Origin of the sequence: Tessaracoccus sp. OS52 (assembly GCF_020687685.1) — a bacterium.
Lineage (GTDB): Bacteria > Actinomycetota > Actinomycetes > Propionibacteriales > Propionibacteriaceae > Arachnia.
The window spans coordinates 1,435,449-1,460,677 of the sequence record NZ_JAJEWM010000001.1; the positions used below are offsets into that span (position 1 = coordinate 1,435,449).

Annotated in this window: 18 protein-coding genes and 1 pseudogene; 4 read left to right on the forward strand and 15 right to left on the reverse strand. The window is 67.5% G+C overall.

The genetic code is table 11. The features are described from left to right. Positions 1 to 3 precede the first annotated feature (3 nt). A complete protein-coding gene (locus tag LKO27_RS06745; RefSeq protein WP_227736392.1) occupies positions 4 to 1,197 on the reverse strand; it encodes an amino acid aminotransferase in 1,194 nt (397 codons plus the stop codon). Between the two features lie 113 nt (positions 1,198 to 1,310). On the opposite strand from LKO27_RS06745, the gene LKO27_RS06750 reads away from it, so the two are divergent. Continuing rightward, positions 1,311 to 2,450, forward strand: coding sequence for a YbdK family carboxylate-amine ligase (locus tag LKO27_RS06750; RefSeq protein WP_227736395.1), 1,140 nt, complete (start codon positions 1,311 to 1,313; stop codon positions 2,448 to 2,450). After that, positions 2,447 to 3,184, forward strand: coding sequence for a glutamine amidotransferase (locus LKO27_RS06755; protein ID WP_227736397.1), 738 nt, complete (start codon positions 2,447 to 2,449; stop codon positions 3,182 to 3,184). The genes LKO27_RS06750 and LKO27_RS06755 overlap by 4 nt, the downstream gene beginning before the upstream one ends. On the opposite strand, the pseudogene LKO27_RS06760 reads toward LKO27_RS06755, so the two are convergent. Continuing rightward, positions 3,172 to 4,587 (reverse strand): annotated as a pseudogene (locus tag LKO27_RS06760) (RNA polymerase sigma factor); the annotation flags it as partial. The gene LKO27_RS06755 and the pseudogene LKO27_RS06760 sit on opposite strands and share 13 nt — an antisense overlap. A 221-nt stretch (positions 4,588 to 4,808) precedes the next feature. Here LKO27_RS06760 and LKO27_RS06765 point away from each other — a divergent pair. After that, on the forward strand, positions 4,809 to 5,753 hold the full coding sequence (locus LKO27_RS06765) for an RNA polymerase sigma factor RpoD/SigA (protein WP_227736400.1): 945 nt from the start codon (positions 4,809 to 4,811) through the stop codon (positions 5,751 to 5,753). A gap of 24 nt (positions 5,754 to 5,777) precedes the next feature. Here the strand turns inward: LKO27_RS06765 and LKO27_RS06770 are convergent, their stop codons facing one another. The 9 genes from LKO27_RS06770 to LKO27_RS15195 all read right to left on the reverse strand — a co-directional run bounded on the left by LKO27_RS06770 (position 5,778) and on the right by LKO27_RS15195 (position 18,776). Then, positions 5,778 to 6,614, reverse strand: coding sequence for an acyl-CoA thioesterase II (locus LKO27_RS06770; RefSeq protein ID WP_227736402.1), 837 nt, complete (start codon positions 6,612 to 6,614; stop codon positions 5,778 to 5,780). Between the two features lie 7 nt (positions 6,615 to 6,621). Beyond that, on the reverse strand, positions 6,622 to 10,473 hold the full coding sequence (hrpA, locus tag LKO27_RS06775) for an ATP-dependent RNA helicase HrpA (RefSeq protein WP_370629955.1): 3,852 nt from the start codon (positions 10,471 to 10,473) through the stop codon (positions 6,622 to 6,624). Further along, positions 10,449 to 11,321, reverse strand: coding sequence for a universal stress protein (locus tag LKO27_RS06780; protein WP_227736406.1), 873 nt, complete (start codon positions 11,319 to 11,321; stop codon positions 10,449 to 10,451). Before LKO27_RS06780 ends, hrpA begins: the two co-directional genes overlap by 25 nt. Before the next feature lie 41 nt (positions 11,322 to 11,362). Beyond that, positions 11,363 to 12,226: a YbjN domain-containing protein gene (locus tag LKO27_RS06785; RefSeq protein WP_227736408.1), complete on the reverse strand. Its 864-nt coding sequence runs from the start codon at positions 12,224 to 12,226 to the stop codon at positions 11,363 to 11,365. A 64-nt stretch (positions 12,227 to 12,290) separates the two neighbouring features. Continuing rightward, positions 12,291 to 14,132 (reverse strand): dihydroxy-acid dehydratase, encoded by a 1,842-nt coding sequence (gene ilvD, locus LKO27_RS06790; protein ID WP_227736409.1) that lies wholly within the window; start codon positions 14,130 to 14,132, stop codon positions 12,291 to 12,293. 99 nt (positions 14,133 to 14,231) lie between these two features. After that, positions 14,232 to 14,828, reverse strand: coding sequence for a CueP family metal-binding protein (locus LKO27_RS06795; protein ID WP_227736412.1), 597 nt, complete (start codon positions 14,826 to 14,828; stop codon positions 14,232 to 14,234). A 185-nt stretch (positions 14,829 to 15,013) separates the two neighbouring features. Further along, positions 15,014 to 17,890: a vitamin B12-dependent ribonucleotide reductase gene (locus LKO27_RS06800; RefSeq protein ID WP_227736414.1), complete on the reverse strand. Its 2,877-nt coding sequence runs from the start codon at positions 17,888 to 17,890 to the stop codon at positions 15,014 to 15,016. 31 nt (positions 17,891 to 17,921) lie between these two features. Further along, on the reverse strand, positions 17,922 to 18,461 hold the full coding sequence (nrdR, locus tag LKO27_RS06805) for a transcriptional regulator NrdR (protein ID WP_227736416.1): 540 nt from the start codon (positions 18,459 to 18,461) through the stop codon (positions 17,922 to 17,924). Positions 18,462 to 18,650: 189 nt separating this feature from the next. Beyond that, the gene (locus tag LKO27_RS15195) at positions 18,651 to 18,776 is read right to left on the reverse strand and encodes a hypothetical protein (protein WP_255621826.1); all 126 of its coding nucleotides are present in this window, start codon (positions 18,774 to 18,776) and stop codon (positions 18,651 to 18,653) included. Between the two features lie 435 nt (positions 18,777 to 19,211). On the opposite strand from LKO27_RS15195, the gene lexA reads away from it, so the two are divergent. Further along, on the forward strand, positions 19,212 to 19,985 hold the full coding sequence (lexA, locus tag LKO27_RS06810) for a transcriptional repressor LexA (RefSeq protein WP_227736418.1): 774 nt from the start codon (positions 19,212 to 19,214) through the stop codon (positions 19,983 to 19,985). Position 19,986: 1 nt separating this feature from the next. On the opposite strand, the gene LKO27_RS06815 is transcribed toward lexA, so the two are convergent. From LKO27_RS06815 to miaA, 4 genes are all read right to left on the reverse strand, one after another. Next, positions 19,987 to 21,981, reverse strand: coding sequence for an ATP-dependent DNA helicase (locus LKO27_RS06815; protein WP_227736420.1), 1,995 nt, complete (start codon positions 21,979 to 21,981; stop codon positions 19,987 to 19,989). Continuing rightward, the gene (hflX, locus tag LKO27_RS06820; RefSeq protein ID WP_227736423.1) at positions 21,974 to 23,401 is read right to left on the reverse strand and encodes a GTPase HflX; all 1,428 of its coding nucleotides are present in this window, start codon (positions 23,399 to 23,401) and stop codon (positions 21,974 to 21,976) included. Before hflX ends, LKO27_RS06815 begins: the two co-directional genes overlap by 8 nt. 74 nt (positions 23,402 to 23,475) lie before the next feature. Then, on the reverse strand, positions 23,476 to 24,294 hold the full coding sequence (gene dapF / locus LKO27_RS06825) for a diaminopimelate epimerase (protein WP_227736424.1): 819 nt from the start codon (positions 24,292 to 24,294) through the stop codon (positions 23,476 to 23,478). Further along, complete coding sequence (miaA, locus tag LKO27_RS06830) at positions 24,251 to 25,225, reverse strand: tRNA (adenosine(37)-N6)-dimethylallyltransferase MiaA (RefSeq protein WP_227736426.1); 975 nt, start codon at positions 25,223 to 25,225, stop codon at positions 24,251 to 24,253. The genes dapF and miaA overlap by 44 nt, the downstream gene beginning before the upstream one ends. Between the last annotated feature and the right edge of the window lie 4 nt (positions 25,226 to 25,229).

Consider the following 25,229-nt stretch of genomic DNA (forward strand, 5'->3'; position numbering starts at 1 on the left):
CGATCAGCGAACAGCGGCGATCGCCTGCGCGACGTGGTCGACGTTGCTGCTGTTGAGAGCAGCCACGCACATGCGCCCCGAATCGGTGCCGTAGACGGCATGCTCGGTGCGCAGCGCGATCATCTGGTCCTTGGACAACCCCGAGTAGCTGAACATCCCGAGCTGGTCGTTGATGAAGTCCATGTCCTCGATGCCGTGTTCGCGGAGGCCCTGGACCAGGCGTCCACGAAGGGACTTGATCCGGTTGCGCATGCCGGCCAGCTCGTTCTCCCAGCTCGCGCGCAGTTCCGGGTCGCGGAGGATGGTGTCCACCAGGGCAGCCCCCTGGGTGGCGGGGTTGGAGTAGTTGGTGCGAATGCAGATCTTCAACTGCGAAAGGACCTTGCGCGCGGTCTCGGCGTCGGGTGAGACCACGTGCAGGGCGCCGATCCGTTCGCCGTAGAGGCTGAAGGACTTGGAGAACGAGGTGGTCACGAGGAACTCGAGACCGGCATCGATGAACTTGCCGATGACGGCCCCGTCCTCCTCGATGCCGAAGCCGAAGCCCTGGTAGGCCATGTCCACCAGTGCCACCAGTTCACCCTCCCGGATGACGCTGATCACCCGGTCCCACTGCGCGGAGTCGAGGTCATAACCGGTGGGGTTGTGACAGCAGGCGTGCAGCACGACGATGGTGCCGGGCGCGGCCGCGCGGAGGTCCTCCAGCATTCCGTCGAAGTCGATCCCGCGGGTCTCGCGAGAGTAGTAGCGGTACTCCTCGACGGGGTATCCGGCTCGGGTGAACAACGCGCGGTGGTTCTCCCAGCTGGGCGAGGAGATGAGCACGGTCGCGTCGCCGTCGATGGTTCGCAGGAAGTCGGCCGCCACCTTGAGGGCACCTGTCCCCCCGAGGGTCTGGACGGTGGTGATCCGCCCGGAGCCGACCGCGTCGGAATCCGCGCCGAAGACCAACTCCTTGGTGGCGACGTTGTAGGAGGCCAACCCGTCGATCCCGAGGTACCCGTGGGGACGAGCGGCCTTGGTCAGACGTTCCTCGGCAGCCCGCACGGAGTCCAGGAGCGGGATCCTGCCGTCCTCGCCCAGGTACACGCCCACGCCGAGGTTGACCTTGGTAGTCCTGTCGTCGGAGTTGAAGGCCTCGGTCAGCCCGAGAATCGGGTCTGCGGGGGCGAGCTCTGTCCGGTCGAGGATGGTCATGGAGTGCACCTTTCGTCGTCTGCGCGCTCAAGCCTACAGTCGGGGACGATCGCGGACCGAACCTGCCGCCGCCCCCGAACTGCACTATCTTCTACTCAACCGAGGGAGTACGGATGAAGATCGGCTTCGGCGAATCACCCCAGTCGACGCTTGGCGTGGAGTGGGAGCTCGCCATCGTTGACCTGGCCACCTTGGAGCAGGTTCCCGCCGCCCACTACGTGCTCGATGGAGTCGAGGATCCCGTGAACGGCCCCATCAGGGGCGAGTACCTGCAGAGCATGATCGAGCTCGTCTCCGGTGTGCACCACACCGTCGCAGGGGTGCTCGAAGATCTGTCCCGACTGCTGCACCACGTGATCGAGGTGCTTGAGCCGCACGGTTGCACTGTGCTGGCCATGGGCGCGCATCCGTTCGGGGACCCCACCGAGCAGCCGCCCGTGAAGAAGGCCCAGTACCGGCGGGTACGGGAGCGCAACGGGTGGTGGGGCGAGTTGATGGTGATCAACGGCCTCCACATCCACACCGGGGTGGCGAGCAGGGACAAGGCCCTTCCCATGACCTACGGTCTGGCGAGGTTCATCCCATACTTCATCGCCCTGTCGGCATCGTCACCGTTCTGGCTGGGCATCGACACCAGGTTCGCCTCCCAGCGCACCATGCTGTTCCAGCAATTGCCCACCAACGGGCTGCCCTACCACATGACCTCGTGGCAGGAGTACGAGAAGTACGCCTCGGAACTCGAGGGCGTCGGCCTCATCCAGAACCCCTCCGAGATCCGCTGGGACGTGCGGCCCTCCACGTTCGGGACGGTGGAGAACCGGTCCATGGACTGCGTACCCACGCTCATGGAGATCGGCGCTCTGGCCGCGCTCAGCCAGACTCTGGTGGAGCGCATGTCGCGGGAGCTCGACGCCGGCGGCGCCATCGACAGGTTGCCATTCTGGTTCATGCGGGAGAACAAGTGGCGCGCCGCCCGCTACGGGATGGGAGCCGAGGTCATCACCCCCCGCCCGGAGGAGCACACCATCATGATCCGTGAAGGCCTTCGCCGCTGGCTGGAGGAGCTGGCGCCGACTGCGGCGGAGCTGGGCTGCGCCGCGAATCTGGAGGATTGCGCCCGGCTGGCCGCGGGCGGACCAAGCTACGTCCGCCAACGCCGCGTGCACGCGGAGACCGGAGACCTGGGGGCGGTGGTGCGGTCGGTGATCGCGGAGACCATGCAGGGGCGCCCGAGGTTCGAGGGGCCGCAGTGAAGCCGTTCCTGCTGCTCAGCACCCGCCCGGAGGACGCCGCCGCCGCCGGTGAACTGGAAGCAGTCGTGCGGTTCGGCGCGCTGCCACCCGACGGCGCGCGCCAGTTCCGCGTCGAGGCCGCCCCACTCCCGCGGATCGATCTCGACGACTACTCGGGAGTCATCCTCGGTGGCGGCCCGTTCAACTCCAGCGACGCCGACAAGTCCGACCTCCAACTCCGCGTCGAGGCCGACCTGCGCCGGGTCCTCGACGACGTCATCGCGACCGACAGGCCGTTCCTGGGACTGTGTTACGGAATCGGCACCGTCACCTCCTTGCTGGGAGGCGTCGTCGACCGCCGCTTCGGGGAACCGGTCGGTGCGGTGGACATCGATGTGACCGACGCCGGCCGGAGCGATCCCCTGCTGGCCGAGGTGCCGGACCGGTTCCGGGCCTTCGTCGGCCACAAGGAAGCGGTCTCGTCACTCCCCGACGGCGCCGTGCTGCTGGCGACGAGCGGGCCCTGCCCGGTCCAGATGTTCCGGGTCGGGGCGAACTGCTACGTCACCCAGTTCCACCCTGAGCTGGACGCGCCGGGGATCGCGCTGCGCATCAACGTCTACAAGCACGCGGGCTATTTCCACCCGGCTGAGACCCAACAGCTGCTCGAGGCCACCGCGCAGGCAGCGATAACGCCGCAGGTGCACAGCATCCTGCGGCGTTTCGTGGAGCGCTACGCGGTTCAGTCCAGGTAGTCGCGCAGGACTTGCGAGCGCGAGGGATGCCTGAGCTTCGACATGGTCTTTGACTCTATCTGCCTGATCCGTTCCCGCGTGACCCCGTAGACCTTGCCGATCTCGTCCAGGGTCTTGGGCTGCCCGTCGGTGAGCCCGAAGCGCATCGAGACCACACCGGCCTCCCGCTCGCTGAGGGTATCCAGCACGTCGTTCAACTGCTCCTGCAGCAGTGTGAAGTTGACCGCGTCGGCGGGCACGACCGCCTCGGAGTCCTCAATCAGGTCGCCGAACTCCGAATCACCGTCCTCGCCGAGCGGGGTGTGCAGCGAGATGGGCTCGCGACCGTACTTCTGGACCTCGACCACCTTCTCCGGGGTCATGTCCAGTTCCTTGGCAAGCTCGTCCGGGGTCGGCTCCCTGCCGAGGTCCTGCAGCATCTGGCGCTGCACGCGTGCGAGCTTGTTGATGACCTCCACCATGTGCACCGGGATGCGGATGGTGCGCGCCTGGTCCGCCATGGCTCGCGTGATGGCCTGCTTGATCCACCACGTGGCGTAGGTGGAGAACTTGAAGCCCTTGGTGTAGTCGAACTTCTCGACCGCGCGGATGAGGCCGAGGTTGCCCTCCTGGATCAGGTCCAGGAACAGCATGCCGCGGCCGGTGTAGCGCTTGGCCAGCGAAACCACGAGTCGAAGGTTGGCCTCGAGCAGGTGGTTCTTGGCCCGGCGGCCGTCGGCAGCGATCCACTCATAGTCCTCGAGGTCCTCAGCGCTGACGGGTTGCTCGGTGTCTGCGATGCGCTCCTCGGCGAACAGCCCGGCCTCGATCCGCTTGGCGAGTTCGACCTCCTCGACGGCGTTGAGCAGGGCCACCTTTCCGATCTGCTTGAGGTAGTCCTTCACGGGGTCCGCGGTTGCGCCGGCGGAGACCACCTGCTGCTCTGGTTCGTCGGCGTCGTCGGAGTCCTTGAGGGCGAAACCCTCCTCCTCCACGAGTTCCTTCTCCAGGGGCGCTTCCTTCTCCTCCGAGAAGGCCGAGTCGTCGACGTCGTCAAGGGTGCGCTTCTTGCCACCGACGGTGAGCACGACGTCGTCGCCGTCGCGCTTGAACTCGACCTCGATCTCGCCTCCGGCCACCTGCTCGATGGTGGGTTCGGTGGACGCGGCGCCAGCCGACTTGGCCTTCGCCGAGGATCGGGCGCCCTTGGCGGCAGGCGCGGTCTTCGCGCGGGCGGCGGGCTTCGACGCGGGCTCGGCGGCTCCGGCCTTGGTCCGGGAACGGGTCACAGGCTTCGCTTCGGCGGTGTTGCTCTCAGCAGCCGCCCCCGCAGTCTTGCGGGAGCGCGTAGCCTTCGCGGGGTTCTGATCTTGACTCGATCCAGCAGTCACAGCGTTCCTCTCGAGGGTCCTACAGGTTTTTGGGCACGCAACGACCCGTGTCAGTCAAGGGACGTCGTCCTCAATGATTCCACGCGGATTGGCCGGACTCAAACCGGAATCGGGGAGATCCCCTGCCGTCGGCCCTGTTCCCGCGGGGGCTGCGTCAGACCGGAGTCTGATTCTGACAAACCTACCCGCTGGTGTGGAACCTTCTGGCGACGAGGTGCGTTGTTACATCTGAAGACGCGAGAAAGGGACATGAAATGATCTCAACCGCTCGGAACCGGAGCACCGACGGCATCGATGGCAAGGATGCGGTCGGTCTCTACCTGGATTCGATTGCCAAGACCGCTCTGCTCTCGGCCGCCGACGAGGTGGAGCTTGCACGCACCATTGAGGCGGGCCTCTACGCCAGCAAGGTCCTCGAAGGCGAAGTGGAGACGAAGACCGACGCCACCACGGACGAACTCGAGCAGATCGCCGCTGAGGGTGAGCGCGCGATGCAGCACTTCATCAAGGCCAACCTGAGGCTGGTGGTCTCGGTCGCCCGCAAGTACGGCAGGGCGCAGATGCCGCTGCTGGACCTGGTCCAGGAGGGCAACACCGGCCTCATCCGGGCGGTCGAGAAGTTCGACTACGCCAAGGGCTTCAAGTTCTCCACCTACGCCACCTGGTGGGTCCGGCAGGCGATTTCACGAGGCATCGCCCAGCAGGGCCGCATCGTGAGGCTTCCCGTCCACGTGGCCGAGCAGGTAAACCAGGTGTCGGCCGTACGCCGGAACCTGGAGCGCCAGCTGGGACGCGAGCCCGAAGTGGCCGAGATCGCATCCGAACTGGACCTGCCGGAGTCGCGGATCATCGACCTCATCCGCTACTCCCGCGAGCACGTCTCGCTGGACGCCCCCGTTGAGGCCGACGGTGACACCGCCCTGGGCGACCTGATCGCACGTGAGACCTCCCCCGGGCCCGACGAGATGGTCCTGGACGCGGAGGACCGCGCCCGCCTCGACGGGATGCTCTCCGGCCTGGACGAGCGCTCGGCCGACGTGGTGCGTCGCCGCTACGGCCTCCTGGACGGCAGGCAGGCGAAGCTGGCAGACATCGGTCAGCAGTGGGGCATCACGGCCGAACGCGTGCGCCAGATCGAGCGCATGGCACTGGCCAAGATGCGCGAGACGACGGACGCAGCCCAGAGCAACGCCGCCTGATCCAAGGAACAGCCCAGGAGGGCCTCATCCCACGCGGATGAGGCCCTCCTGCGCGCATGAGGCCACCAGCAGACCGTCCTGGTAGAGGCTGCCCTTGCAGAAACCCCGGGCCCCCGACGTCGAGGGCGAAATCATGTCGTAGAGCAGCCACTCGTCGGACCTGAACGGACGGTGGAACCACATCGCGTGGTCCACCGAAGCCGCCTGCAGTCCGGGAGACATGAAGGCGAGCTCGTGCTGCACCGTCGAGACGCTGAGCAGCGTGATGTCGGACAGGTACGCGGCGACGGCGGCGTGGAGCCTGCCGTCGTCGGGCAGCGGGGTCTGGGTCCTGACCCAGGCTCGCATCACCCCGCCCTGGTCGCTCGGCCGCGGCTCGCTGGCCAGGCGCACGTCCAGGGCATCCCATTCCGAGAGGTGGTGCAGACGGCTGCCGAACTGCTCCTCCAGCACCCCGCGCAGCGGCGGGCAGTCCTCGGGGGCGCTGACGTCGGTGGGTGGCTTAGCAGAGTGGTCGAGGCCCGGTTCAGGCAGCTGGAAGCTGCAATTGAGCTGGAAGATCTCGTCGTCGCCCTGGCGGGTGACGACGCGGCGCGCGCTGAAGGTGCGACCGTTGCGCAGGTCGTCCACCTCGAACCGTAGCGGAGCGTTCGGTGAGCCGGGCCGCAGGAAGTAGGCGTGCAGAGAGTGGACCGGACGGTCGTCCGGGACGGTCTGCATCGCGGCCCACAAGGTCTGGGCGAGCACCTGGCCCCCGAAGAGGCGCTGAAAGTAGGTGTCGGGCTGCGGTCCGCGGAACTTGAGGTCGCCAACCTGCAGGATGTCGAACAGGGCTACGAGATCTTCGACGGTATGGGGCACCCCGACATCATGCCACCGCCGCGCCGGCGGCGGCGATCGCCTGCCTGATGCGCTTGGCAGAGACTGGAACGGCGGTGCGGACGCCCTGCGCGAAGAGGCTGATGCGTAGCTCCTCGATCAGGAACCCCACCTCTTCGACCGGCGGCGGCAGCGGCCCGGGTGGCTGGGCATCGCAGAGCTGCGCGTACAGCGCCTCCATCTCCTCCACCTCGTGGCGCGCGCGCTGGTCCCGCGCGGGATTCTTCAGCGCGTTCTCGAGCCGGACGACGACGGCCTGCACATAGGCCGGCAGCCGCTCGTACCAGGGATCGGGGGTGGATGAGATGAACTTGTTGAACGTCAGGTTCGCGAGCTGTTCGGTGACGTCCAGGCGCACCGGGTCGGTCGCCTGGAACCTCTCCAGCTGGCGTCGCGCTTCCGCCGCCGTCGCCAGGGCGCGGGCCGCGACCCGTACCACTTCCTGGGTCTGGGGAGCGCAGTCCTGGCGCACGAGATCGGCCAGACGGGCGTAGGCCTCCGCATCACGAATCCGGTCCGGGTCGCCGAGACGATGCATCAGCTGGCCGCTCGCCTTGAGCCAGGCATCGGCCAGGAGGTCCTGGACCGACGGGTACTCACTCGACCCGAGTGCCAGCTTGTCCGAGTTGGACATGTGGGCGACCACCGAGCGGACTGGCGAGGGGTTGGTGCAGACCAGCAGCCGACGCAGGCCGAGCGCGTGCTGCCAGTGCGCCCGCTCGGCGCTGTCGGCGACGGCGACGCCCACCGTCGCTCCCTCGTCCACCAGGGCGGGGTGGCCGACGACTCCGTGCCCGAGCTCCACGCTGACGGGGATGGTGCCGAAGGTCCACGACGTCTGGCCGGTGGCCGTGATGCGCTTGGCCGACCGGTTCAGCTTGCTCCGAACCCTGGGCGCGAGGTCCACCCGCAGCCGGTCCAGGTCGGGGCCACGCGCCACTTCGCGGGTGCCGTCGGAAACGATGAAAGTGGGCCGCAGGTGGCTCTCCAGGGCGTCGCGGTTCCAGTCGGTCGCCTGGACGCGCTCCCCCGTGAGGGCCAGCAATGCCCTGGCGAGGGCAGCGGTGAAGTCCTCGCCCTCGGGTCCCGGGTGCTCGTCCAGCCATCCCAAGGCCTTGGTCGCCCAGTCCGGGGCCGGCACGAACCTGGTGCGGACCTGCTTGGGAAGACTGCGCAGGAGTCCTGTCGCCAGTTCGGCGCGCAACCCCGGGACCTGCCAGCTGAAGGGGGCGCCGTCGAGCTGGGGCAGCAACTCGAGCGGGACCTCGACGGTGACCCCGTCGTGACCCGCTCCGGGGTCGAAGACGTAGGTGATGGGCAGGGAGTGGCCGTCGACCTGCCACCTGTCGGGGAAGTCCGAGACGCTGACAGCCCCCGGCTGCACCATGCAGTCGGCAGGCGTGAGCCGCAGGAAGGAGTCGTCGGCCAGCGAGCGCAGCCACTTGTCGAGGGTCGCGGCCGAGTGCACGTCGGCCGGGATGCGGGCGTCGTAGAAGTCGTAGAGCGCGTCGTCGGGGATCAGCAGGTCCGGTCGACGCATCCGGTCGGTGAGGCGTTGGGCCTCTGCCATGGCGAACCGGTTGGCCACGACGACGTCCTGCCAGGTCTCCCACTCCCCCTCCACCAGGGCAGTACGGATGAAGATCTGCCGGGCCTGCTCAGGTTCCCTGGCGGCGTAACCCACCCGGCGGCCGCTGATGAGGGGCACGCCGAACAACGTCACCGTCTCGCTCGCCACCACCGTGCCGGTGCGCTGCTGCCAGTGTGGCTCGGACATGGTCCGGGTGATCACGTGGGCCCCTACCGCCTCCACCCATTCGGGCTTGATCGGGGCGACGGTGCGGGCCCACAGCCGGGACGTCTCCACGAGCTCGTAGGCCATCACCAGGGGTGGCGTGGAGCGGGCGCAGGAGGAGCCGGGCTGGATGGCGAACCTGGCCCCGCGCGCGCCCTGGTACTCGGTCAGGGGCTTGCGCCTGCCCTGCACCGGCTTGGAGCGCTCGGTCTCGGCAAGACCGACGTGTGACAGGAGGCCTGACAGCAGGCTGGTCAGGATCTCGGGCATGGCACCGCCACCGCCCCGCTTGAGCTCCAGCTCCTTGGACACCTCGCGCAACTGCGAGACCAGGTCCTCCCACTCCCGGAACCGTACGAAGTGCAGGTACTCCTCGCGGCACATCCGCCGAAACGCGTTGCCGGAGAGTTCCTTGCGCCTGGCCCGAAGGTAGTTCCACACGTTGAGCAGCACCTCGAAGTCCCCGCCCTCCAGACGGGCCCGGGACGGCTCCTTGCGCGTGCCTGTGTGGACGGTGTGCCGCAGCGGCTCCGTCGAGGGCGCCTCCACCGCAGCCGCCACCTGGCCGGGGACACCTTCCCAGAACCGTCGATGGAGCACGTCGGCCGCCTGCTGGTGGTCTGCCGGGCGTTCGCGCACGTCGGGCACGGTGAGGGCGGCGACGAGCACCTGCACCTCGTCCAGGCAGCCGCGCCTGGACCCTTCCAGCAGCATGCGCCCCAGCCGGGGGTCCACCGGCATCTGGGCCAGCAGACGGCCGGTTCGCGTGAGCCGGATCTGTTCGTGGCGCTTCCTGGGGCTGATCGCTCCAAGTTCGGACAGGACCCGAAGGCCGTCGTTGATCTGCGAGGTTTCGGGGGCCTCGACGAACGGGAACGACTCCACGTCCCCTAGCCCGGCCTGGGCCATGAGGAGGATGACCGTCGCGAGGTTGGTGCGCAGGATCTCCGGTTCCGTGAAGCGGGGGCGGGACTCGTAGTCGTCCTCGCTGTAGAGCCGGATCGCGATTCCGGGCCCCAGCCGACCGCAGCGGCCTGCGCGCTGGTTGGCGCTGGCCTGGGATACCGGCTCGATGGGAAGACGCTGCACCTTGGTGCGCGCCGAGTAGCGGGAGATGCGGGCGTTGCCGACGTCGACGACGTAGCGGATCCCCGGGACGGTGATGGAGGTCTCGGCCACGTTGGTGGCGAGCACCACCCGCCGTCGGGTGTGGTTCTGGAACACGCGCTGCTGGTCCGCCGCCGAGAGCCGTGCGAACAGGGGAAGGATGTCCCAGTCGAGCCCCAGAGCGCTGACGGCGTCGGCGGCGTCGCGGATCTCTCGCTCCCCGGAGAGGAACACCAGCACGTCACCCGTGCCCGACTCGGTGGCGATCTCCGCCACGGCGTCGGCGATGGCGTCCACCTCGTCGCGGTCCTCCGCAACCGGACGGTAGCGCACCTCCACCGGGTAGGTGCGGCCCGAGACCTCCACCACAGGGGCGTCGCTGAAGTGCTGGGAGAACCGGGCGGTGTCGATGGTGGCCGACGTGACGATCACGCGCAGGTCGGGACGCCGCACCAGGAGCTGCTTGAGGTACCCGAGCAGGAAGTCGATGTTGAGGCTGCGCTCGTGAGCCTCGTCGATGATGATGGTGTCGTAGCGCCTGAGGTCGCGGTCGTGGGCCAGTTCGCTCAGCAGCACGCCGTCGGTCATGACCTTGATGCGGGTGGCCCGGGTGACCTTTCGGGTGAAGCGCACCTGGTAGCCGACGAACTCGCCGATCTCGACGTCGCACTCGTCGGCGATGCGTTGGGCCACGGTCCTGGCGGCAATCCTCCTGGGCTGCGTGTGCGCGATCCGCTCGCGGCCGGCGAGCAGGCAGATCTTCGGCAGCTGCGTGGTCTTGCCGGAGCCGGTCTCACCCGCGACGACGACCACCTGGTTGTCCCGGATGAGCGCCGCGATGTGCGGCACCTCCGCCGTGATCGGTAGGGCGGGGTCGAACTCGAGCCTGGGTGTGTGGGTCTGGGTCAACGCGCTCAGTGGACGATCAGGAGGGGGCATGACGCGTGCGCCATCAGCCCCCGCAGCAGGCCCCCGAGCCCGAATCCGGGGATGCCGCTCTCACTGGTTCCCACCACGAGCATGTCGTAATGGGCCGAGCGGGAGACGAGTTCGTTGATGGGACTGTCGGCCACCACGACCACGTCGTAGGAGACCTCGGGGTACTTCTCTGCCATGGTCCGCGCCACCGCCTCGATCCCGCCGCGGGTGAACTCCAGCTGCTCCTCGAGCTGGTCCGGTGACATCTTGGGGCCGAAGATCCCGATGGGCGGCTGGAGCGCGTGGACGATCTCCAGCCGCGCTCCCTGCCGCTTGGCGAACTTGAAGGCCGCCTCGAGCGTCTCGTGCTTGCCGGGGCTCGTGTTCAGGCCCACGCCGACCACCCCGAGTCCTCCAACGGGCTTCGGCGTGGATGCTGCGGAGATGACCACGACGGGGCAGGCGGCGTTGGCCACCACGCTGACGCTGGTGGAGCCGACGAACATGCGCTCCAGACCGGAGACGGAGCGGCGACCGACGACGATGAGGTCCGCGACCTCGCTCAGCCGGCCTAGGACGCCACCTGGGGATCCCAGGACCACCTCGGTGCGGATGCGGTTCTCGGGCACCCCGCGCTCGATCGCCACCTGCTTGGCCTGCTCGTTGGCGGTTGCGCCGGCGTTCTGGAGGACCTCCGGGTCGTAGACGACGCCCCAGGCGCCCGCGAGCATGGCGTCGTCGACCGCGTGGACGAGCAGGAGCTCCGCACCCATGGCGAGACTGGTGCCAGCGCCGAACCTGACTGCCCGGAGGCCGTCCTCACTGCCATCGACGCCGACGACTACGAGGGGTGACTTCTTGTCTTCCATGGTGACCTCCTGGCTGCACCCCGAGGGGTTCTATGACAATTCTATCCGGGGAATGTGGTCCGGCCGCTCAAACGAGTCGCGAGTTCGTCGTCGATCGCATCAGCCACCTTCGAGATCGCGTCCAGCGCGTGCCGCAGATGCTCCGGCACGAACGGCTGGGTGAACACCGACAGTTGCACGAACACCCGGTCGCGATGCAACGCGAACCGGCAGTACCGGGCCTCGACGTTCAGGTCGTTGAGGATCTCGCACGCCCTGGAGCGGCCTGCGACGTCGTGGACCAGGGCCGCGAACAAGAGGAGTTCCCTGGCGTCGGGAGTGGTACGGAGGAAGATCATGGTCGAGCCGACGCGGATGGCCACGTCGCCGTCGGCATTGCGCATGGGCGGATGGCCGAACTCCCGGACCAGCTCCTCGTCGACCATCGCGTCGAGCTCCTCCTGGTTGGCGGGCCTGGCGACCGACCGTGGGAGGGGTTCGACGATGGGCTCGTCGTCGGAGTGCGGCACGCCACTGAGGAGCTCGGCGAGCTGGTCGGGCTCGAGGAACACCGGATGCAGTACCCCGAGCACTTCGGACAGGGTGGCCGTGGTGATCTCCGCGAGTCGTCGGGACTCCTCCTGGTCCACCTCGACCCGCTCGGTGCCGTCGGCGTGCGCCACCCAGCCGAGTTCTCCCAGCCTGGCGTCGTCGGGGCCCAGGAGGGTGGCCTCCACGATCCCCGGCCGGACCATCGAGAACCGGATGGCCGGTGGCACGTCGTAGCTGGCTCCACTGCGCGAGACGGAGATCGTGAGGTCGGCCGAGGCGTCCATCACGGAGAGGACCTCGTCCAGGCGTTCCGTAAAGGCTTGCCAGGCCATGTTGGTGGTGCGGTCGAAGTCAAAATCCTCGATGTCAGCCATGCGCCCCTCCTTCGCGAACTCAACCTAGCAAAGGAAATCGACGCGTCTGTGGACCAGCAGCGGGTCAGTCGAACCGGCGCGCGGCACCCTTGTCAGCCGACTGGGCCAGGGCGCCGTAGACGCGCAGAGCAGTGGAGACCTCTCGCTTCCGCGTGAGCGGCAGCCAGCCCCGTGCTTCTACGGTTTCGCGGCGGCGCGCCAGGGTCTCCTCGTCGACGTCGAGGGTGATGGACCGGTTGGGGATGGAGATCGTGATCTGGTCCCCGTCCTCCACGAGCCCGATGGTCCCTCCGGAGGCGGCTTCCGGAGACACGTGCCCGATGGAGAGCCCCGAGGACCCGCCCGAGAACCGGCCGTCGGTCACCAGCGCACACTTGGGACCGAGCCCGAGCGCCTTGAGGTACGAGGTCGGGTAGAGCATCTCCTGCATCCCGGGGCCACCCTTGGGACCCTCGTAGCGCACGATCACGACGTCGCCCTCGACGATCTGCTTGCCGAGGATCATCTCGACGGCCTCGTCCTGGGACTCGGCCACCCGGGCGCGTCCCGTGAACTCCCACTGATGCTCGGGCACGCCGGCGGTCTTGACGACGGCGCCGTCGAGAGCGAGGTTGCCGTAGAGGACCGCGAGGCCACCGTCGGCGGTGTAGGGGTGCTCGACGGAACGGATGCAGCCGCTGAGGGAATCGGTGTCCAGGCTGTCCCAGCGCTTGGTCGAGGAGAAGGCCTCCGTGGTGCGCACCCCTCCCGGGGCGGCGTGGAAGAGTTCCACGGCGTAATCGGAGGGGCTGCCCCCGCGGATGTCCCACTCGTCCAGCCAGGCCTGCAGGGATTCCGAGTGGACGCTGTTGACGTCCGCGCTCAGCTTTCCTCCCCGGTGCAACTCGCCGAGGATCGCGGGGATGCCGCCTGCCCGGTGCACGTCCTCCATGTAGTAGCGCTCGGAGTTGGGCGCGACCTTCGCCAGGCACGGCGTGTCGCGGCTGATGGCGTCGATGTCGCGCTGGTCGAAGTCGACGCCCGCCTCCTGCGCGGCGGCCAGCAGGTGCAGGACGGTGTTGGTGGAGCCGCCCATGGCGACGTCGAGCCGCATCGCGTTGGCGAAGGCGTTCTTCGTGGCGATCGACTTGGGCAGGACCGATTCGTCGTCCTCCTCGTAGTACCGCCTTGCCAGCTCGACGACGAGCTTGCCCGCCCGCACGAACAGGTCCCGGCGGGCAGCGGCGGTGGCCAGCGTCGACCCGTTGCCCGGCAGCGCCAGGCCGATGGCCTCCAGCAGGCAGTTCATGGAGTTGGCCGTGAACATCCCGGAGCAGGAGCCGCAGGTGGGGCAGGCGTTCGCCTCGATGCGCTGCAGTTCGTCGTCGGAGACTGCTGGGTCCACGGCGGCGACCATCGCGTTGATCAGGTCGAGCGAGGTCTCCACCGTCCCGCCGTCGGTGATGATGGCCTTGCCCGCCTCCATGGGTCCTCCCGAGACGAATACGGTCGGCACGTTCAGGCGCAGGGCCGCCAGGAACATGCCGGGGGTGATCTTGTCGCAGTTGGAGATGCACACCAGCGCGTCGGCGCAGTGCGCGTTCACCATGTACTCGATCGAGTCGGCGATCAGTTCCCGGCTCGGAAGAGAGTAGAGCATGCCGGCGTGGCCCATGGCGATGCCGTCGTCCACGGCGATGGTGTTGAACTCGCGACCCACTCCCCCGGCCTCGGCAACCGCCTCGCTGACCAGCTTGCCCATGTCCCGCAGGTGCACGTGACCGGGCACGAACTGGGTGAAGGAGTTGGCGACGGCGACGATCGGCTTGCCGAAGTCTGACTCTCCCATGCCGGTCGCGCGCCACAGGGCGCGGGCGCCTGCCATGTTGCGGCCATGGGTGGTGGTGCGGGAGCGCAGTTGGGGCATCGAATCACTTCCTGGTAGTTCTCCAGGCGGAGCCTACTCCGACGCCGCTACCGTCTCACATGCAGAGACTGAGCGTCCGTCAAGCGAGACCGGGGACTGCTACTTCAGTTCCAGCGTGGTGAGACAGGTGGGACCTTCCGGGTCAGAACTGAAGGGCGAGACCGCGGTCTTGCCGTCGTAGGTGACCGTGACGGTGCCGGCAACGTCCCTGGGCAGCCAGAACCCGACGAAGCCGTTGGCCTGGAGGGTGGCCTCCTCGTCCACGAGCACGTCACCGCCCTCGGTGGTGATGTTGACGTGGACAGTCTCGCCTGCGAGTTCGCCCTGACAGGTGCCGAGGTTGTGGAAGTAGCAGTCGTGGGTGAACGTGACGTAGGGGGCGATCGAGAGGTAGAAGTCCTCTCCGTCCAGCGGCATCGTGACCTCTCCCTGCTCGTCGGCGAGCACCACCTGGTCATAGCGCACGGACGCCACCATCGGGAGCGGACGGGGGCTGGGGTCCTGGTCCATGGTCTCGACGACCTCGCGCGGACTCAGGCCCGCCATTCCGTGGCGGGCGAGCATGGCGTCAGTGTCCTGGACGACGGCGCTGCTGGCTGGCACCGACGACGACGCGGGCGTGGCCGGGGTGGGGGCCGAGCAGCCTGAAGCCAGCAGTGCGGTCACGGCCGCGATGGCCAGCAGGGTCTTCTTCATCACTATCGTCCTTCGAGTGCTCCGGTAGCTGTCGCAGACCACCATACGTAATGTCCCGGAATCCCGGTTCGGCGGGGTGCTGCCACCCCATGGGGGTATCCCCGGACGCGCAGCAAGCGGAAAGGCCCCGGAGGGGGCTCCCCGGGGCCTTTCGCGGCAGTGCTTCTCAGCTCACCATCAGCTCATCAGCTGCAACCGCTGGTGGAGCCGCAGCCCTCGCAGACGTAGCACGATCCGCTCGGGCGCATCTTCGTGCCGCAGGTGAAGCACAGCGGGGCGTCGACAGCGGTGCCAGTGATGGATTCCATCAGTTCCGCAGTGGTGTGCGCCTTGCCGAACTCGATCGGCGCCGGGGCCTCGATGAGGGAGGGCTGACGCGCACCGTCGACCTTGAAGTTGTCGCCGTCGTCGTTGCGCAGGGTCTGCGATTCCGGCATGGCCGCCTCTTCCTCCTCCGAGACGTAGCTGCCGGTCTCGACGTAGCGGGCACGCTCGGCAGCCGTGTAGATGCCAAGCTCGGCACGGTCGTCGAAGGACAGGTAGTCCAGCGCGAGGCGGCGGAAGATGTAGTCCATGAAGGACTGCGCGATCCGGATGTCCGGATCATCGGTCATGCCGGCGGGATCGAACTTCAGGTTCGTGAACTTCTGCACATAGCTCTCCAGCGGCACGCCGTACTGCAGACCGATGGACACCGCGATCGAGAAGGCGTCCATCACTCCGGCGAGGGTGGAGCCCTGCTTGCCGAGCTTCAGGAACACCTCTCCCAGACCACCGTTCTCGTAGGCGCTCGAGGTCATGTAACCCTCCGCACCGTTGACCGAGAAGCTCGTCGTGCGGCTGTTGCGGGACTTGGGCAGACGGGTCCGCTTGGGACGGTATTCGACGCGCACCTCGGGTTCCGGCTTGGCCTCCGGGGCCTTCTCCTCGGCCTTCTTCTTTCCGTCGGAGAGGGGCTGGCCCACCTTGCAGTTGTCGCGGTAGACCGCCAGCGCCTTGAGGCCGAGCTTCCAGCCCTGCAGGTAGACGTCCGCGATCTCCTCGACGGTGGCCGTCTCCGGCAGGTTGACCGTCTTCGAGATGGCTCCCGAGAGGAAGGGCTGCACGGCGGCCATCATTCGCACGTGGCCCATCGGAGCGATCGCGCGCTGGCCCATCGCGGTGTCGAAGACCTCGTAGTGCTCGGCAGCCAGGCCGGGGGCACCGATGACGTGGCCGTTGCTCGCGATGAACTCGATGATCGCCTCGACCTGCTCCGGGCCGTATCCCATCTGCCGCAGGGCACGCGGGACGGTCTGGTTGACGATCTGCATCGATCCGCCGCCGACGAGCTTCTTGAACTTCACGAGCGAGAAGTCGGGCTCGATACCAGTGGTGTCGCAGTCCATCATGAAGCCGATGGTGCCCGTGGGCGCCAGCACGGAGGCCTGGGCGTTGCGGAACCCCTTCTGGGCGCCCAGCTTGACCACTTGGTCCCATTCACGGGTGGCGACGGCGTGGATGCCACGGTCGGTCGGCAGAACCTTGAGGGAGTCGTTGGCGGCCTGGTGCTTGCGCATGACGCGCTGGTGGGCCTCGGCATTCTCGGCGTAGCCGTTGTAGGGCCCGACGATCCCGGCGAGTTCGGCGCTGCGACGGTAGGAAGCACCGGTCATGATCGAGGTGATGGCCGCCGCGGTGGAACGGCCACCCTCGGTGTCATAGCCCTTGCCCATGGCCATCAGCAGGGCGCCGAGGTTGGCGTAGCCGATGCCGAGTTGACGGAAGTTGCGGGTGGTCTCACCGATCGACTCGGTCGGGAAGTCGGCGAAGCAGATGGAGATGTCCATGGCCGTGATGATGAGCTCCACGGCCTTGACGAACAGCTCCGAGTCGAACGTGTCGTCGTCCTTCAGGAACTTCAGCAGGTTCAGGCTGGCCAGGTTGCACGACGAGTTGTCCAGGCTCATGTACTCCGAGCAAGGGTTCGACGCGGTGATGGGTCCCGTGACCGGGTTGGTGTGCCAGTCGTTGATGGTGTCGTGGTACTGGATGCCGGGGTCCGCGCACTCCCAGGCCGCCTTGGCGATCTTGTGGAACAGTTCCTTGGCCCGGACCTCCTCGATGATGCTGCCGTCGCCTCGGGCACGCAGCCCGAACGGCCCATCAGCCTCGACGGCCTCCATGAACTCGTCGTTGACCCGGACCGAGTTGTTGGCGTTCTGGTACTGCACCGAGGTGATGTCCCTGCCGCCCAGGTCCATGTCGAAGCCGGCGTCACGGAGCGCGCGGATCTTGTCCTCCTCCCGCGCCTTGGTCTCGACGAACTCCTCGATGTCGGGGTGGTCGACGTCAAGCACGACCATCTTCGCTGCACGCCTGGTGGCACCACCGGACTTGATGGTGCCGGCGGATGCGTCCGCGCCTCGCATGAACGAGACGGGGCCTGAGGCCGTACCGCCGGAGCTCAGCAGTTCTTTGGAGGAACGGATGCGGGAGAGGTTCAGACCGGCGCCGGAGCCGCCCTTGAAGATGAAGCCCTCCTCCTTGTACCAGTTCAGGATGGAGTCCATCGAGTCATCGACGCTGAGGATGAAGCAGGCGGAGACCTGCTGCGGCGACGGCGTCCCCACGTTGAACCAAACCGGTGAGTTGAACGAGAAGTACTGGTGCAGCAGCATCCAGGTCAGCTCGTGCTCGAAGATCTCGGCGTCGGCAGGCGTGGCGAAGTACCCGTGGTCCGCGCCTGCGCGCGCATAGGTCTTGACCACGCGGTCGATCAGCTGCTTGAGGCTCGACTCGCGCTTGTCCGTGCCGACGGCCCCGCGGAAGTACTTCGTCGTGACGATCGTGGACGCGTTGACGCTCCAGAAGCTGGGGAACTCGACGCCCTGCTGCTCGAAGACCGAGACCCCCGTCTTCCAGTTCACCTGCGAGACGTCGCGCAGCTCCCACTCCACCTCGTCGTAGGGGTGTACACCGGGGGTGGTGAAGACCCGCGAGATGGTCAGGCCCCGGGACGCCTTGGGCTGGTTCGACTTGCTGGCCCGGCCGGCAGCTGGCTTGGTGGCAGTCGTGGTCATAACTATCCTCACTGGTTGTTTGTGGACCGGCTCAGCCGATCAGGGGCTCTTGCGACATTGACTTGCGTTGCCGGCTGGACGAGCTCCGTCCAGTGGCGGGGACCTCCGAAGGCGTACTCCGCTCGGAGATCCGCGCCCTCATAGCATCTATCTCGGCCGCGAAGTCATCGACCGACTCATAGTTCTTGTACACACTTGCGAATCGCAGGTAGGCGACGGGGTCAAGTTCGGCCAAGGGGCCGAGGATGGCCACGCCGATGGCCTCCGCAGGGATCTCCGCCAAGCCACTGGAGCGAAGGGACTCCTCGACCTGCTGCCCGAGGGCCGCGAGTTCGGCGGAGGTGACGGGACGGCCTTGGCAGGCCTTGGTCACACCCTTGATCACCTTCTCGCGGTTGAAGGGCTCGGTCACTCCGGAGCGCTTCACAACGGTCAACTGAACCTGCTCGACCGTGGTGAATTTCCGTTCGCACACGGGACAAGTGCGACGCCTGCGAATGGCCGCGCCGTCGTCCGTCGCGCGCGAATCGGACACCTTGGTGTCCTCATGGCGGCAGAACGGGCAATGCACGGCGGGGGTCCTCTCATCGGGATGACCTCACGGGTGAGGCCGGTTTACTAATGATCCAGGCGTTATCCCCAAACCACAACTTGTTGGGGAAGAACACCGTTGTAACTACTAGATCTAGTAAACCCTAGGTCCGTCGGGGACGCGGGTCAATACCCGTCGGCGTGTCGCTCGCCGATCTTCAGAAATCGCTCAGCGGCCCTCGACGTGGGCCCAGGCCGGGTCGCCCTGAACGAACTGGACCGCCGGGTCCGGGGTGGACCAACTGGCGAACTCCGCAGTTGAGACACCAACACCCAGCAGGGCGACGACGGACACGAGTGCAACCTTCACGGTCAACAGGACCGAGGCCCGGGGCCGACGGTCGATGACGCATGAGGCAAGGGAGCGTGTGCGCCCCGGTGACGGCGTCGTCGCCGGGCTTGCGAGTGGGCCAGGCGCTGGGCGCCGGCTGCCGGGGGCGCTGGGGCGCTTCCGCCTGGGAGAAGTGGTGACGGTCCGGGTACCGGGTGCTGCAACCGCGATGCTCATACTGACTCCTTATCCGTGACACCCGCCATCCGCGAGATGTCGAACGTGTGTTCGAATGGAAACGATACCCCAGGAGGAGGCCAATTCAAACGATCGTTCGAATCTTCCTTCCGGCGTGTCCCCTCGCGAGCTACACAATCAGGAGGCTCTGACAAAACGGTTGGGACGCGACACGCCAGCGGGATCGAACAAGTGTTCGGATTATTGGCTATGATTTCGGGCATGGCAGACGAGCGAAAGAACCCCCCGAAGCGGGCCTCCCGGGCCGGTCGTCCCACGACGGCCCAGGTCGAGGCGGACCTGGACGGCATCGCGATCCTCCCCGACGGCCCCGAGGACGCCTACGGGCTGACCCATCGTCAGCGTCGCATCCTGCAGGTGATCAAGGAAGCCGTGGAGACGGTCGGCTACCCACCATCCATCCGGGAACTCGCCCGCCAGGCAGGGCTCGCCTCCACCTCAAGCGTGTCCTACCAGCTCAAGGTGCTGGAGGAGAAGGGATTCCTGCGCCGGGATCCGAACCGCCCCCGCGCCTTGGTGGTCACCATTCCAGACGGTGCAGCCCCCCGCCAGGCCGCGTCGGCCGAACTCTCCTCCGAGCAGAGCTACAACAACGCCCCCAACTCGGTGAACGCCCCACTGGTCGGAAGGATCGCGGCTGGTGGCCCCATCCTCGCCGAGGAACGGGTGGAGGACGTCTTCTCGCTGCCCAAGCAACTGGTGGGTGATGGCAACCTGTTCCTGCTGGAGGTCAGTGGTGACTCCATGATCGACGCCGCGATCTGCGACGGCGACTTCGTCGTGGTCCGGCAGCAGAACGACGCCATCAACGGAGACATCGTCGCAGCCCTGATCGAGGACGAGGCCACGGTGAAGACTCTCAAGCGCAAGGACGGCAAGGTGTGGCTCATGCCGCACAACGAGAACTACGAGCCCATCGATGGCACCAACGCCCACATCATGGGCAAGGTCGTCGCCATCCTCCGACGGGTCTGAGTCACTCCTCGCCGCGGAGCCGACGCAGCGCGTTGACCGCGACGTCCGGGTCCGTGGTGGCCCAGAATCCGGGCAGGGAACTGGCGAGGAACCTGCCGTAACGAGCCGTCACCAGCCGGGGGTCGAGAATGGCCACCACTCCCCTGTCCTCGCTGCGCCGGATCAGCCTGCCCGTGCCTTGCGCCAGCAGCAGCGCCGCGTGGGTGGCTGCGACCGACATGAAGCCGTTGCCCCCGGCGTCGTCAACCGCCTTCTTCCGGGCTTGCATGAGCGGGTCATCAGGGCGTGGGAACGGGATCTTGTCGATGATCACGAGCTGGCAGGTCTCCCCGGGCACGTCCACTCCCTGCCACAGCGACATCGTTCCGAACAGGCAGGTTTCCGGATCCGCGATGAACTCCCGCTGGAGCTCGGACAATTGCGCGTCTCCCTGGCACAGGATCTTCAGCTCCGGCAGTTCACGGCGGCAATGGGCAGCGGCTTGCTCCGCGTTGCGTCGGGAGGCGAACAGCCCCAACGTCCTGCCCCCCGCGGCCCACACCAACTGCGCAATCTCGGAGAGCACTTCGTCGGTCAGTCCGTCGCGACCAGGGTTGGGCAGCGCCTTGGTGGCGTAGAGGATCCCCTGGGTGCGGTAGTCGAACGGCGACCCGACGTCCAGACCGCGCCATGACAACGGTGAGACCTCAGGGTCCGATTCAGTTTCAGCCACCTCGTCCCGGCGGGACAGACCGACGCTGGCCGCGAACGCGGAGAAGTCACCGCCCAACACCAAGGTGGCGGAAGTGCAGATGGTCGGGGTCTCCCCGAAGACCTGCTCTCGCAGGAGTCCTGCCACGTTCAACGGTGCCACCCACACAGTTCGTCCGCGCACATCCGAGTCGCTGACCCACACCACGTCGGCATCGGCGAGGGCGGCAATCCGGGCGGAGATGTCGAAGACCTCCTGCACTGCGGCGCTCGCCTGGGTCCGTTCGGGGTCGTCATGCTTGCCGGAGAGCGCACTGACCACCCGTCTGCTGACGTCGCGGATCTGCGCCGCTGCGTAGGTGACGGGGGCCGACGCGGATTCGATCCGCGTCAGGCTGGACTCGTCCAGCGCAGTGCGCAGGGCGTCCGAGCACTCCAGGAACTCGGTGGCGAGGTCGTCCTCCAGCCACGTCAGGGCCCGCCGGGCAGCCCGCTCGACGATCATCGGGGTCAGCTCGTTCGTGGCTGCCGTGGTGATTCGTGAGGGGAGTTCGTGCGCCTCGTCGACGATCAGCGCCGAGTGCTCGGGCAGGGCGGTCCTGCCGTGCATGGCGTTGATGGCCAGCAGAGCGTGGTTGGTGACGACCACCTGCGCTGCCCGAGCCTCCTCGCGGGAGGCCTCGACGAAGCACTCGTCACCGAACGGACAGGCCGCCACTCCAAGGCATTCGCGGGTGGGGATCGAGACCTGCTGCCAACCCGCAGCGGTGTGGCTGGGGGCATCGTCGCGGTCGGCGAGTCCACCACGCTCGGCCTCCTCCTCCACCCATTCCCGCAGTGCCAGCACCTCCACGCCCAGCTTGCTGACGGCGTCGGTTCCCGGGGAGGTCTGCAGTTCCTCGGCACCCAGCAGGGAGCCCTGCGCGGACGTACCCCCCGAGCGCGACCGGTAGAGGCACGCGTAGTTGGTCCTCCCCTTGAGGATGGCAGTCTTCGGCTCCTTGCCAGTCACCTTCTTGACTGCGGCCAGGGCAGCGGGGATGTCCTTGTTCGCCAACTGCGCCTGGAGCGCGAGGGTGGCCGTCGCGATGATGATTCGCTCGTCGGACTCGACCACGCGCGCCAGCACCGGGGCGAGGTACCCCAGCGACTTCCCGGTGCCGGTCCCGGCCTGCACCAGCAGGTGCAATCCGCTGTCCAGGCTCTCGGCGACAGCCAGGGCCATCGCCTGCTGACCCGGGCGTTCGCGTCCCTCGATGCCGGAGACGGCGGCCTGGAGGATCTCGAGGGCCACTTCCTCAGGCATGCCTGAACTCGGCCAGTTCGTCGGCCAGGGCCGGACGCACCAGGGCGCGCACCTCGGTGCCCTCGGCCACGTGGTCGAGTTGCTGGATGCGACCGGTGCGGTGGATCCGGTCCACCAGATCCCCCCGCTCGTACGGAATCACCACGTGGATCTCCACCTCCGGGCGTGGGAGCCACTCGGCAACCGCCTTGGCCAGCTCGTCGATTCCGCGGCCGGAGCGGGCGGAGACGATGATCGACTCCGGGTGGTTCGCGCGCAGCGCCATGAGCGCGGTCTGGTCGGCCACATCTGCCTTGTTGAAGACCAGCAGTTCCGGGACCGTGAGTGCCTCGATCTCGGCCAGCACCTGGCGTACCGCTGAGATCTGCCCCTCCGGGTCCGGGTCCGAGGCGTCCACGACGTGCAGCAGCAGATCCGCCTGGGCGGACTCCTCCAGCGTCGAGCGGAAGGCCTCCACCAGGTCGTGCGGCAGGTGGCGGACGAAACCGACGGTGTCGGTCAGCGTGAACTCCCGGCCGTCATGGGTCTGAGACCGGCGGGTGGTCGGGTCGAGGGTCGCGAACAGAGCGTCCTCCACCAGGACCCCGGCGCCCGTCAGCCGGTTCAGCAGCGACGACTTGCCGGCGTTGGTGTACCCGACGATGGCCACCGACGGGACCTGGTTGCGACGGCGTTCGGCGCGCTTGCCCTCCCGCGTGGTCTCCATCTCCTTGAGGCGTCTGCGTAGCTGCGAGATCCGGTGCTGGATGCGACGGCGATCCGTCTCGATCTTCGTCTCGCCGGGGCCCCTGCCGCCGATGCCCGCACCGCCGGCCGCGCGACCACCGGCCTGGCGGGACAGGTTGCCACCCCAGCCACGGAGACGCTGCTTCAGGTACTGCAACTGGGCGAGCTCGACCTGGGCCTTGCCCTCCGCACTCTTGGCGTGCTGGGCGAAGATGTCGAGGATCAGGGCGGTGCGGTCCACCACCTTGACCTTCAGCCGGTCCTCAAGGTTGCGCAGTTGGGAGGCGTCAAGCTCACCGTCGCAGATCACCGTGTCAGCCCCCGTGGCCTGCACCACCTCGGCAACCTCGGTGACCTTGCCCTTTCCGATGTAGGTTGCGGGATCCGGATGACTGCGGCGCTGCACCAGCGCTTCGAGCACCTCGGAGCCCGCCGTCTCCGCGAGCAGCTTCAGTTCCGCCATCGCGTTGTCGGCGTCGGCCTGCGTGCCCGTGGTCCAGACGCTTACCAGGATCACTCGTTCCAGACGGAGCTGCCGGTACTCGACCTCGGTGACGTCCTGGAGTTCGGTGCGCATGCCGGCCACGCGGCGCAGCGAGCGCCGGGCCTCGAGGTCTTCCTGGTCACCGTCGAAGTCCTCGTACTCTTCGTCGAGGAGGTCCGCGGGCGTGGGTTGCGTGTCAGGTTGGTTCATCGTGGGGTCCATTCTCGCAGGCCGGGCCCCGGCCTCCAAGCATCACTGTTACGCCTGTGGAAAACCCCGGCTCCTCAGGCCCAGTACTCGCCGCGCATCTGGATGACGGCGGGCCCGGTCAGCCAGGCATGCTCCCCCTCGAAGTCCACCGTCAACTCCCCGCCCGGGACGGTGACGGTCACCTGACCGTCGTGACCGGAGCGCTGGGCATAGGCCGCTGCGGCGGCCACCACCCCGGTACCGCAGCTCATCGTCTCCCCGCTGCCACGCTCGTGGACGCGCATCCGGACGCGCCCCGCCTCGGTGGCGTGGATGAACTCCACGTTGACGCCACGCGGGAACACGTCCTGAGGTGCCCATAGCGGCGCCCGGCCGAGGTCCAGCGCGGCCAGCTCGTCGACGTCGTCGAGGAAGACAACGGCATGCGGGTTGCCCACGTCGATGGCCACCGCCGGCCAGTCCCGGCCCTGGTGGCTGACCCTCACCTCCCGCTCCTCGAACCGCGGGCGGCCGATGTCGACCGAGATGAGCCCGCCCCGGGCGATCCTGACGTCCTTGACGCCAGCGCGGGTGGCCACACTGAAGCGGCCCGACGGCACCAGTTGCTCGTTCATGAGGTGGCGAGCGAAAAGTCTCAGTCCGTTGCCACACATCTCGGCGAGCGAGCCGTCGGAGTTGCGGTAGTCCATGAACCAGAGCTCCGGGTCGCCGTCCCAGTCCTTCACGTACTGGGCACGCACCACCCGAAGCAGGCCGTCGGCGCCGATCCCTCCGCGCCGGTCGCAAAGCTGCTGCACGAAGGCCGGCGAGAGGTCGCGCATGCCGTGCTGGTCGTCGATGATTATGAAGTCATTGAGGGTCGCGTGGCCCTTCAGGAACGTGAACCTGCGCATGACTCCCCTCCGTTGCAGCTGTAGGGGGCAATCCTACCCGCGAGAGGATTACTGTTGGGTTGGACGGCTCCCCCGCTTGCAGCCACTGGATCCTGGGGTCCCTCCGGTACCAGCCCAACTGCTTGCGCACGAATCGTCTGGTGGCCTTCTTCACGAGCTCCTTGGCTTCCTCCGCCGTGGTCAGCCCGTCCAGCAGGTCGATGACCTGTCGGTACCCGATCGCCCGGCGCGCGGTCACGCCCTCCCGCAGCCCGACGTCGAGGAGCCGGCGCACCTCGTCCACCAGCCCGCTTTCCCACATGGCCTCGACCCGCTCGTTCACGCGCCTGTCCAACTCCGCGCGGTCCTGCTGCAGCCCGAACTGCCACACGTTGCGGAGTTCGTAGGTCCATTCGGGCAGGGAGGCGACGTGTCCACCGGCGAGCTCATTGACCTCCAGCGCCCGGACGGTCCGGCGACCGTTCCCGGGTTCGATCTTCGCCGCCGATTCGGGGGCCCTCAGGGCCAGCAGACGGTGAAGCTCGAAGGGGCCGACGCGTTCCAGTTCGGCCTCCCACTTGGCTCGGACTACCTCGTCGGAGGCCTGGAACTCGAAGGAGTCGAGGATCGCCCGGGTGTACAGCGCCGAGCCCCCGACGACGACGGGAATGCCCCCGCGCTCCCGGATGTCGGCGATGGCCGAGCGCGCGAGGCCCTGGAACTCCGCCACGGTGGCACGCTCGGTGACGTCCAGGATGTCGATGAGGTGGTGGACCACGCCCCTGCGCTCAGCGGCGGAGGGTTTGGCCGTCCCGATGTCCATTCCGCGGTAGACCAGCATTGAGTCGGCGTTGACCACCTCGGCGAGGATCCCGCGGTGCTGCAACTGCAGGGCAACCTCGACGGCGAGTTCGGACTTGCCCGTGGCCGTGGGGCCGACGAGCACGATCACAGGC

Coding starts and splice junctions, on each gene's coding strand:
- dapF (WP_227736424.1), bottom strand. CDS start 24,294: ATGCGCAGGTTCACGTTCCTGAAGGGCCACGCGACCCTCAATGACTTC.
- lexA (WP_227736418.1), top strand. CDS start 19,212: ATGGCAGACGAGCGAAAGAACCCCCCGAAGCGGGCCTCCCGGGCCGGT.
- LKO27_RS06815 (WP_227736420.1), bottom strand. CDS start 21,981: ATGCCTGAGGAAGTGGCCCTCGAGATCCTCCAGGCCGCCGTCTCCGGC.
- LKO27_RS06750 (WP_227736395.1), top strand. CDS start 1,311: ATGAAGATCGGCTTCGGCGAATCACCCCAGTCGACGCTTGGCGTGGAG.
- LKO27_RS06780 (WP_227736406.1), bottom strand. CDS start 11,321: ATGGAAGACAAGAAGTCACCCCTCGTAGTCGTCGGCGTCGATGGCAGT.
- LKO27_RS06785 (WP_227736408.1), bottom strand. CDS start 12,226: ATGGCTGACATCGAGGATTTTGACTTCGACCGCACCACCAACATGGCC.
- hflX (WP_227736423.1), bottom strand. CDS start 23,401: ATGAACCAACCTGACACGCAACCCACGCCCGCGGACCTCCTCGACGAA.
- LKO27_RS06800 (WP_227736414.1), bottom strand. CDS start 17,890: ATGACCACGACTGCCACCAAGCCAGCTGCCGGCCGGGCCAGCAAGTCG.
- ilvD (WP_227736409.1), bottom strand. CDS start 14,132: ATGCCCCAACTGCGCTCCCGCACCACCACCCATGGCCGCAACATGGCA.
- LKO27_RS06795 (WP_227736412.1), bottom strand. CDS start 14,828: ATGAAGAAGACCCTGCTGGCCATCGCGGCCGTGACCGCACTGCTGGCT.
- LKO27_RS06745 (WP_227736392.1), bottom strand. CDS start 1,197: ATGACCATCCTCGACCGGACAGAGCTCGCCCCCGCAGACCCGATTCTC.
- LKO27_RS06765 (WP_227736400.1), top strand. CDS start 4,809: ATGATCTCAACCGCTCGGAACCGGAGCACCGACGGCATCGATGGCAAG.
- hrpA (WP_370629955.1), bottom strand. CDS start 10,473: ATGCCCCCTCCTGATCGTCCACTGAGCGCGTTGACCCAGACCCACACA.